Source organism: Lysinibacillus sphaericus (assembly GCF_006864135.1).
GTDB lineage: Bacteria > Bacillota > Bacilli > Bacillales_A > Planococcaceae > Lysinibacillus.
This window is the reverse complement of the sequence record NZ_SADV01000006.1, coordinates 263,608-271,824: the sequence shown is the minus strand read 5'-3', so window position 1 is coordinate 271,824 and position 8,217 is coordinate 263,608. Positions and strand designations below refer to the sequence as shown.

Below are 8,217 nucleotides of genomic sequence, written 5' to 3'. Positions count from 1 at the left end.
AAAACTACAGCAGCAGTTATTAAATTAGATTTAACAATTTTAGGCGGCTCTCGACCAAGAGGCGATCTTCAGCAATTCTAAGGAACTTTTTATTAATACTTTGTATGTTTAAGTAAGAAGTTTCTATTGAAATACAAAAATAATAAACATTAGAAGGAGGTAAGGTCTTATGAGTACTGAAAGTCAATCTACTGTGGAGAATACTGAAAATCAATTTACTATAGAAAAAACTACAGCAGCAGTTATTAAATTAGATTTAACAATTTTAGGCGGCTCTCGACCAAGAGGCGATCTTCAGCAATTTTAAGGAACTTATTATTAATACTTAGTAAGTTTAGTAAAAACTTAATTTTCATTATTCAACGGAATCTCTGAGTAGGTATTTATTGATATGAAAGGGGAACATAATATATGAATAAAAGTATTGGAAAAATCCTTGAACCATTATATTCTCAGCCACCTAAGGAATTATTTGAAATAATAAAAACTATATCAACTCCAGCACTCATATATGATTTTAATGGAATGGGTGATGTAATTGAAAGAATCAAGGAAGATATTAGCGTTGTCCCAAATACTAAACTAAATTTAGCGGTGAAAGCTACACACACTCCAAAGATATTGGAAATCTATGCTGAAAGCGGGCTTGGGTGTGATGTAGCGAGTATAGGGGAATATAAACTAGCAAAAAATGCAGGATTCAAAGAAATTACAACAACTGGTCCAGCTTTTTCTGAAAATGATATGGATTTTTTTTATGAAGAAAATGTAATTATTGATTTAGATTCAATTTCACAAATAGAATTGTATGGCTATCGACATCCAAATACAGACATAGGGTTACGCATACGAATTCCTTTACCTAAAGAACTGGAATCCAACTCCACATATGGTAAGGATAGCCGATTTGGATTAAATATTAGTAATCCTGAATTAAAACCGATATTAAAAAAATACAATCTAAATATAACTAGATTGCATGTACACACAGGGCAAATGACCCCTGATTCATTATTATATAAAGCTAACTACCTTTTAGCTATAGCAGAACAATATGAAAATATTCATACCATCGATTTTGGAGGAGGCTTTTTCCATTTATATATAAATCGGAATAAAACAAAAGAAGTATTTTATAAACTAAGAGATATTGTTAATAATTGGCGCAGAAAAACCGGTCGAGAAATGGAATTTAGATTTGAACCGGGCGGTGCTTTATTGTCTGGATGCGGATATCTAATTACGAAAATAATGGCAAAAGAATATCATGACTTTTTTAATGTAAATTTACTTACTTTGGATTCATCAGCATGGAATTTAGCACCTTGGCATAAGCCACAAGTAATACCAATTGATAGTTTAAATTCAGACTCAGATTTAGTTGAATATAAACTTACAGGTAATACCTTATATGAGGGGGATATTTTTGGAAGAGACACAAATGGAAATACGATGAAATTTCATTTGCCTATAGATATAAAAGTAGGTGAAAAATTAATGATGTGTGCATTTGGAGCGTATACCATTACTAATTCTAGACAATTTAACAAAATACCTTTACCAATAGAATACTTATTGAAAGATGGGAAACTAATTAAAATTGAAGAGGTAAAAAATGAAGGGAACTAAATTTTATAAAGTTAAAGAATCTGTAGTGTTTTTACAAGAGGATAGTAAAGATAAAATTTGGGATTATAAGTCTGGTTGGGAAGTAATATTAAATGAACAAATGTTAAATATAATTTCAATATTCAATATACCGGTTAATAAAGAACGAGCCTTAAAAAAAATACAAGACAATTATAATCTTAATGAAGGTAAAGCAATTGAGATTATAGATTATCTAATAAATGAAGGCATTATTGAATTTTATTACCCTCAAAGGGACTTGTTTGAAAATAATAATGGTATTTTTAATGCTCCATTAGTTTCAATTAAAGAGTGTTTAAGTGGAGATTGGTGTGATGTAGCATTTATTGGTATGCCATATGATTTGAATGTTACTTATCGACCCGGTACTAGATTTGCTCCTAACTATATAAGAAAAGTAAGTAGAGCAGTTTATAATTATAATTCAAGAAACTTAGAAGGTTATTTCGATCCAATTGATGGAACTCAAAAACTTAAAGACATACATTTAGCTGATTGTGGAGATATTAAAGCAATTGTATTTTCGAAAAATGGTTCTCAATTTGATGCTTTAAAAGAAACAATTTATAAACTTAGTTCTAAAAATATTTTTCCAGTTACGATTGGGGGAGATCATTCAATTGCTTATCCATGTATAGAGGGAATATCAAAAGATAAAAAAATTAAAGTAATACAATTTGATGCACATTCAGACTTTGGTCTTGTTAACATGGAAAATTGGAGAGAAAAATTACACCATGGGAATTTCATGGATAAGGTACTAGAAATTGAAAATGTTGTCGAAGTAATTCAAATTGGTGTAAGACAATTGTCCTCTCAAAAGTATGAACATAAAAAAGTGAGGATGTATCCTGACAGGAGTATATTGGATGATATGGAAATATTTATAAAAAATTTAGATACTGAAATTTTATACTATATAACTTTTGATGTTGATGTTATTGATCCATTAATTATGGGAGCAACTGGAACACCTCTTCCTGGTGGATTCGACTATAAAGAGTTGTTATTAATAATCGAAGAAATAGTAAAAAAAGTTAAAGTTATAGGACTAGATATTGTTGAATTATTACCTGGAAAAAGCGAAGTAGAAGGTGTAATGACTTCAAACTTGATTTTAAAAATAATTACTATGGTAATGGAGAAAAAATGAGTATTTATCCAAATATATCTGATTTCCTATTGGATAATGAGCCATCTATTGGTTCCCCAGCCATTATATATGACTATAATTCGATTGTTAGTACAGTATCAAAAATAAGAAATGATATTAAAATAATTCCAAATGTAGAACTATGTTTTGCTATAAAAGCAAATAGAAATAAAATAGTACTAAAATTACTTTCTGATCTTGGGTTAGGTGCTGATGTGGCATCTATTCATGAATTTGAAATAGTGGAGGAAATAGGGATGAACCCTGTTTATTCTACTTCACCTGCATATAACGAAAAATTTTTAGAAAAGTTACTTGAAAGAAATATATTACCTGATTTCAACAGTTTCTCACAATTAAAAAAGTATGTTGAAGAATATAATTTAAATGAAGTCGGAGTACGAGTAAAAGTACCATTAAAAAATATACATCCAGACATAACTTATGGTGAGCAAAGTAGGTTTGGTATAAATATAGATTCCGATGAATTTATTCAATTTATAAATAATAAAAAGCTAAAAATTAAGCAATTACACTTCCATCTTGGAGAATTACAAAACTCTTCTATAATTAAAGAAGCTATGGAGTATATTTATTCTTTATCATATAAATTTCAAGATTTAGAAGTAATCAATATTGGAGGGGGATTAACTTATCTATACTCAGATGAAATAGAAGTAAAAAAAAGTTGGGAAATAGTTAAAGAATATGTATTACAAATAAATAGACAGTTAAACAGAGAAGTAAAAATAGTAGTTGAACCAGGAATGTTAATTTTAGCGATGAGTGGATATTTATACTCAAAGGTTCAATCTTCAGATTTATCTATTAATAAAAGAATAATTACTGTAGATTGTTCAGCTTGGAATTTAACTTATTGGGCATATCCTTATTTAGTACATAGCTATTCAGATTCCATGAATACTACAGAAGAAGAACACGTTATATTTGGGAATACTTGCTACGAGAAAGATGTTTTTATTTCCTCAGTAAGACATAAGCCTCTGAAGATTAACGATGGCTTATTAATGAATCCTGTAGGTGCATATGTTAATAGTATGGCTAGAAATATGCATGGATATCATCTACCAGATGAGTGGATTTTAAAAGATTCAACTTTTATTAAGGCAGGTAATTAATTATGATAATTAATCAAGATTTATTATTAGATAATATTGAGGAATTATTGGAACTTAAAAATTTATTTGCAAATCAGATAAATACTGAAGATTATTATAATTGGATAGAAAAAGTAGAAAAGATTATCCATACAATTAAAAGTAATAATAGCCCTGAATTATTTTTTAATGAAATTAATACTTTAACAATGGAGATAAGGGAAATTTGGATGAGCTATGTTCAAAACATTACTAACAAACATTTGAAGTCGCCACCTTTAAATACAATAAAAAAACTGCCCCAATCCAACAAAATTAGTTTTAGTTATGAAAGAAATATACAGCCAGATTTCCTTGAAGAAAAAATTAGTCTTTATAGAGATGTCCATGCTAATTGGGAATTAAGTAATGTCTTATGTTCAAGTGGTATGGCAGCAATTTCAACAGTTTTACAAAGTTATTTTGCTATGTATAAACCATCGGAAAGTAAAAAGTTAGTTGTTAGTACATGGAGTGAATACTTTGAAACAAGGGTCTTAACAGATTTATATAGAAGTGAAGCAATTGAAATTACAAGTTATAGAAAACAAAATGAATTTTTTAACTGGGTAGAGAGTACAGACGTATTTTTTATAGAGTTAGTCCGATATAACTGGGATTTAGAAGTATTTAATCTTAATAAATTTTTAGAAACCTTATGTAATTCTACACCTAATAGATTAAGGGTATTGATTGTAGATACTACGTTAAGTGGAAATTATCATCAAATAGAAAAAATTCTAAAAAGTTTAGAAAATTATCCTTATATAATAGTTATACAAGTTCATTCTATTCTTAAATTAGATCAGCAAGGCTTAGAACTATCAAATGGGGGAGTTATCAGCGTTTATACGTTAAAAAATAATCTAGACATACCAAATGCTAAGGTCTTTACAAATTATATTAGGCAAGTGAGAACCATTTTGGGAGCAGGATTAACATATCAAGAATTAGCGTTGTTAGATAATCGATTTGTGTTTAACAAAGAATTATATACACGTTATTGCAATCTTATTTATGAGAATAATAAGTTATTAGCGGAAAAAATTCAAGCAGATGGGCTATTCAAAAAAGTTGTGCACCCCTCACTAATTTCTAATTTTGAATGGGCAAAATCACCATTCGTAGTTTTTCATTTAAAAGAGGATAATTTGGATAATCATGGATTTCTTTTAGGGGTTTTAGCCTATGAGGTTAAAAAGAGAAAAATTAATTTTTATCATGGTTCCAGTTTTGGTTTTAGAGACAGCAGATATGAAGTGATTATTCCAAATACTATAGAAAGCAAAGGTCTTTTTAAAATTGCAATGGGGTTAAGAAGGGGCGTAGATCAAATAAAAACAATAGAATTAATGCAAGAGGTTGCTAATTATAGAAATTTTTTAGAGTTAAGAAATGCTTATCCATTTGTTAACCCAATAAAATTTTAATCTTAATAAATATTAGTTCTTCTAATAAAGTGAGGTGTATAAATGATTACTGTTGAAAATATTCAAAAAAGGTATATTTCAAAATCTAATAATGTAAATGTATTGAATGGTATTTCGTTTACAATTCAAAAGGGTGAGATTGTAGGTTTATTAGGTTCGAACGGTGCTGGTAAAACAACATTAATAAAAATATTATGTGGTCTAATTAATCCAGATGAAGGACGTGTGTATGTTAAAAATGAGTTATTTTCAAAAAAAAGTATTAAGTATATTAGCACGGTCTTAGAAGGAAATAGAAATTTATATTGGCGTTTAACTGTAATTGAAAATATTGAATACTTTTTAGGAATTAGAGGTTGCTCAATTAAAAATAAGGGGGAATATATCGATTCCATTTTAAGGAAATTCGATTTATTCGAAAAAAAGTTTGAATTAGTAAAAAATTTATCTCGTGGGATGCAACAAAAAATTGCTATTATTATAGCAATTTTATCTGATTCAGAAATTCTTATTTTAGATGAGCCTACTTTAGGCTTAGATGTTAAATCGAATAAAGATATGATTCAATTTTTAAAACAAATTGTAGAAAATGAAAAAAGGACTATATTAATAAGTTCTCATGATATGGGATTAATTGAACAATTGTGTTCAAGGGTAGTTATTATTAGTAAAGGAAATTTAATTACCGATAATACTATTGATAAATTAAACAGCTTATTTAATACTAAGTCCTTTATTATAACATTAACTAAAAAATTAGAAGAATATCAAAAAGAAAAAATCTTATCCTCTTCTAATATGTTCGGAACTTTAGATTTGGAAGATAAGTCGGAAATAGTAATTAATATAAAAGAAAATAATGAGATTTATTTACTATTAGAAATTCTAAAAGAACTTAATGTAACTATTGAGAAATTTGAACAAAGAGACATAAATTTTGAACAAGTTTTCCTTAATCTTATTGGAGATGAGATCATATATGGAAGTGTTTAATGTATTTAAAGTTAACTTTAAAAGAGAATGGATACATATGAAAAGATATTTACCTAATACTATAAGTGAATTGATTATTTTTTATATTGTTTTTCTTGGTTTCTTTTTAGGTATATCTCTAATAGGTGATCCAGAAAGTCACGATTATAATATCCAAATGGTTATTATGAATTATATTTTTTGGTATTTAGTTCTATCTTTAACACAAGGGATTGGATTAGAAATTTCTGGTGAGGCAGGGAGAGGGACATTAGAACAATTGACAATTACACCCTATAAATTATGGTTTATTTTTATGACGAGAATGGTGAGTGTAGTGATAATAAGTATGGTTTCCATCTCCATATTATTACTTTTAGCTATGCTAACTGCAAAACAGAGATTAAATTTAGATTTATTGTCTATTACCCCAATTCTATTGATTACCTTATTAGGAGTACTAGGAGTAGGATATATGGTATCATCTATTACAATTATTCTCAAAGAATCTGGTCATATAATACAAATATTCCAATTTGTAATAATGGGAATGACATTTATACCCCTAACTACTGTTCCTTTTTTAAAGTTTGCTCCTTTTATGTATGGTTTACAATTAATTCGTGAGATTACAATCAATGATCTGTCTATTTCTTCCTTAAATGTGGGGAATTTTTTATTTTTAATAATTAATTCTACTATTTATTTTACTATTGGGATTTATGTATTTAATAAAGCAGAAAAAGTTGCTAAACAAAAAGCATTGTTAGGACATTATTAATTAAGAGGTGGATTTTATGCAATTCAACCCCGAACCTCCAAGAAGCAATGAGGAATTATCGGAATTTTTAGTTATCTACAACAACAAAATTGAACAATGTACCGGTTATTGCGGCGATAAATCTTTAGAGATTTATAATACCTTGAAAAATGATTTTTCAGACTTAAAAATAGAGGATTGTTTTGCAGTTATCTATGAAAATGAAACTATTATAGCTGCTCTAGGATTTGACGTCGATTCAGAGAAATGCACTGCTGAAGTTTGGGGACCTTTTATTAGAGATGAGTTTATTAATAAAAAGGAAATTATGATAGATAATTTATGGGATTATTTGTTCGGTAAAACCTCTTCATATATTGAAGAGTTTGAATTTTTCATTAGTAGTGAAAATACATTAGCTATATATTTAATAGAAAAGTTACAGTTAAATAAACATGGAACCCACTTAGTTTTGAAGGCATATAAAAATAATATAATTCTCTTAGAACAAAGTAATGATTTTGTGGAATATAGTAGTGAATTTCAAGATGTATTTAGTATGTTGCACCAACAAACGTTTCCTAAAACTTATTATAATTCAAATGAAATGACTCAACGCTTAAATGAGTATAATAAACTGTATATTTTGATTGAAGATAATCATTTAAAGGGATATGTATATTTTGAAGCAAATCCAGAATTCGGAGAAGGAACAATTGAATACATTGCTGTAACTAATGATAATAGAAAAAGAGGGATTGGTACCAACTTATTAAGGTTCGCAATGTCTAAGTTATTTGCTTATAAAAACATTAAGGAGTTAACTCTTTGTGTTCAAGAAAACAATTTAAGGGCCATTAATTTATATTTAGCAGCAGGATTTGTCGTAGAAAAAAAATTATTTCATTATAAAATGAAATAATCCAGCGGGAGACCATGAGGGAAATAGAATCCACTTTTATCTTTATTCAGCAGAAGACACTCTCATCGTTAAGAATTTGAGATGAAATCGAATGAGTCACTTTTTCAATGGGTGACCTAACATCTACTGAATGTGAATGAAGAAAAAGCCTCTGATGGATGTAAAGTGTACCC

Annotated in this window: 8 protein-coding genes; all 8 read left to right on the top strand. The window is 28.2% G+C overall.

Annotated elements, in window-relative coordinates; genetic code table 11:
* Positions 1-169 precede the first annotated feature (169 nt).
* Entirely contained in the window at positions 170-307 is a 138-nt protein-coding gene (locus tag C7Y47_RS24910) for a hypothetical protein (RefSeq protein ID WP_185903452.1), read from the top strand.
* A 104-nt stretch (positions 308-411) separates the two neighbouring features.
* On the top strand, positions 412-1,629 hold the full coding sequence (locus tag C7Y47_RS10410) for a diaminopimelate decarboxylase family protein (RefSeq protein ID WP_142508722.1): 1,218 nt from the start codon (positions 412-414) through the stop codon (positions 1,627-1,629).
* Complete coding sequence (locus C7Y47_RS10405) at positions 1,616-2,803, top strand: arginase family protein (protein WP_142508721.1); 1,188 nt, start codon at positions 1,616-1,618, stop codon at positions 2,801-2,803. The genes C7Y47_RS10410 and C7Y47_RS10405 overlap by 14 nt, the downstream gene beginning before the upstream one ends.
* Complete coding sequence (locus C7Y47_RS10400) at positions 2,800-3,942, top strand: hypothetical protein (protein ID WP_142508720.1); 1,143 nt, start codon at positions 2,800-2,802, stop codon at positions 3,940-3,942. The genes C7Y47_RS10405 and C7Y47_RS10400 overlap by 4 nt, the downstream gene beginning before the upstream one ends.
* 2 nt (positions 3,943-3,944) lie before the next feature.
* Positions 3,945-5,390: a hypothetical protein gene (locus tag C7Y47_RS10395; RefSeq protein WP_142508719.1), complete on the top strand. Its 1,446-nt coding sequence runs from the start codon at positions 3,945-3,947 to the stop codon at positions 5,388-5,390.
* Between the two features lie 42 nt (positions 5,391-5,432).
* Positions 5,433-6,383 (top strand): ABC transporter ATP-binding protein, encoded by a 951-nt coding sequence (locus C7Y47_RS10390; protein ID WP_142508718.1) that lies wholly within the window; start codon positions 5,433-5,435, stop codon positions 6,381-6,383.
* Positions 6,370-7,143 carry an ABC transporter permease gene (locus tag C7Y47_RS10385; RefSeq protein ID WP_142508717.1) on the top strand — a complete coding sequence of 258 codons (774 nt, stop codon included), beginning with the start codon at positions 6,370-6,372 and terminating at the stop codon, positions 7,141-7,143. The genes C7Y47_RS10390 and C7Y47_RS10385 overlap by 14 nt, the downstream gene beginning before the upstream one ends.
* A gap of 16 nt (positions 7,144-7,159) precedes the next feature.
* Complete coding sequence (locus C7Y47_RS10380) at positions 7,160-8,044, top strand: GNAT family N-acetyltransferase (protein WP_142508716.1); 885 nt, start codon at positions 7,160-7,162, stop codon at positions 8,042-8,044.
* The last annotated feature ends 173 nt before the right edge of the window (positions 8,045-8,217 follow it).

What these genes read in the sequence shown, in the direction of transcription:
- C7Y47_RS24910 (WP_185903452.1), top strand. Translation starts at nt 170, where the DNA reads ATGAGTACTGAAAGTCAATCTACTGTGGAGAATACTGAAAATCAATTT.
- C7Y47_RS10395 (WP_142508719.1), top strand. Translation starts at nt 3,945, where the DNA reads ATGATAATTAATCAAGATTTATTATTAGATAATATTGAGGAATTATTG.
- C7Y47_RS10385 (WP_142508717.1), top strand. Translation starts at nt 6,370, where the DNA reads ATGGAAGTGTTTAATGTATTTAAAGTTAACTTTAAAAGAGAATGGATA.
- C7Y47_RS10380 (WP_142508716.1), top strand. Translation starts at nt 7,160, where the DNA reads ATGCAATTCAACCCCGAACCTCCAAGAAGCAATGAGGAATTATCGGAA.
- C7Y47_RS10405 (WP_142508721.1), top strand. Translation starts at nt 1,616, where the DNA reads ATGAAGGGAACTAAATTTTATAAAGTTAAAGAATCTGTAGTGTTTTTA.
- C7Y47_RS10410 (WP_142508722.1), top strand. Translation starts at nt 412, where the DNA reads ATGAATAAAAGTATTGGAAAAATCCTTGAACCATTATATTCTCAGCCA.
- C7Y47_RS10400 (WP_142508720.1), top strand. Translation starts at nt 2,800, where the DNA reads ATGAGTATTTATCCAAATATATCTGATTTCCTATTGGATAATGAGCCA.
- C7Y47_RS10390 (WP_142508718.1), top strand. Translation starts at nt 5,433, where the DNA reads ATGATTACTGTTGAAAATATTCAAAAAAGGTATATTTCAAAATCTAAT.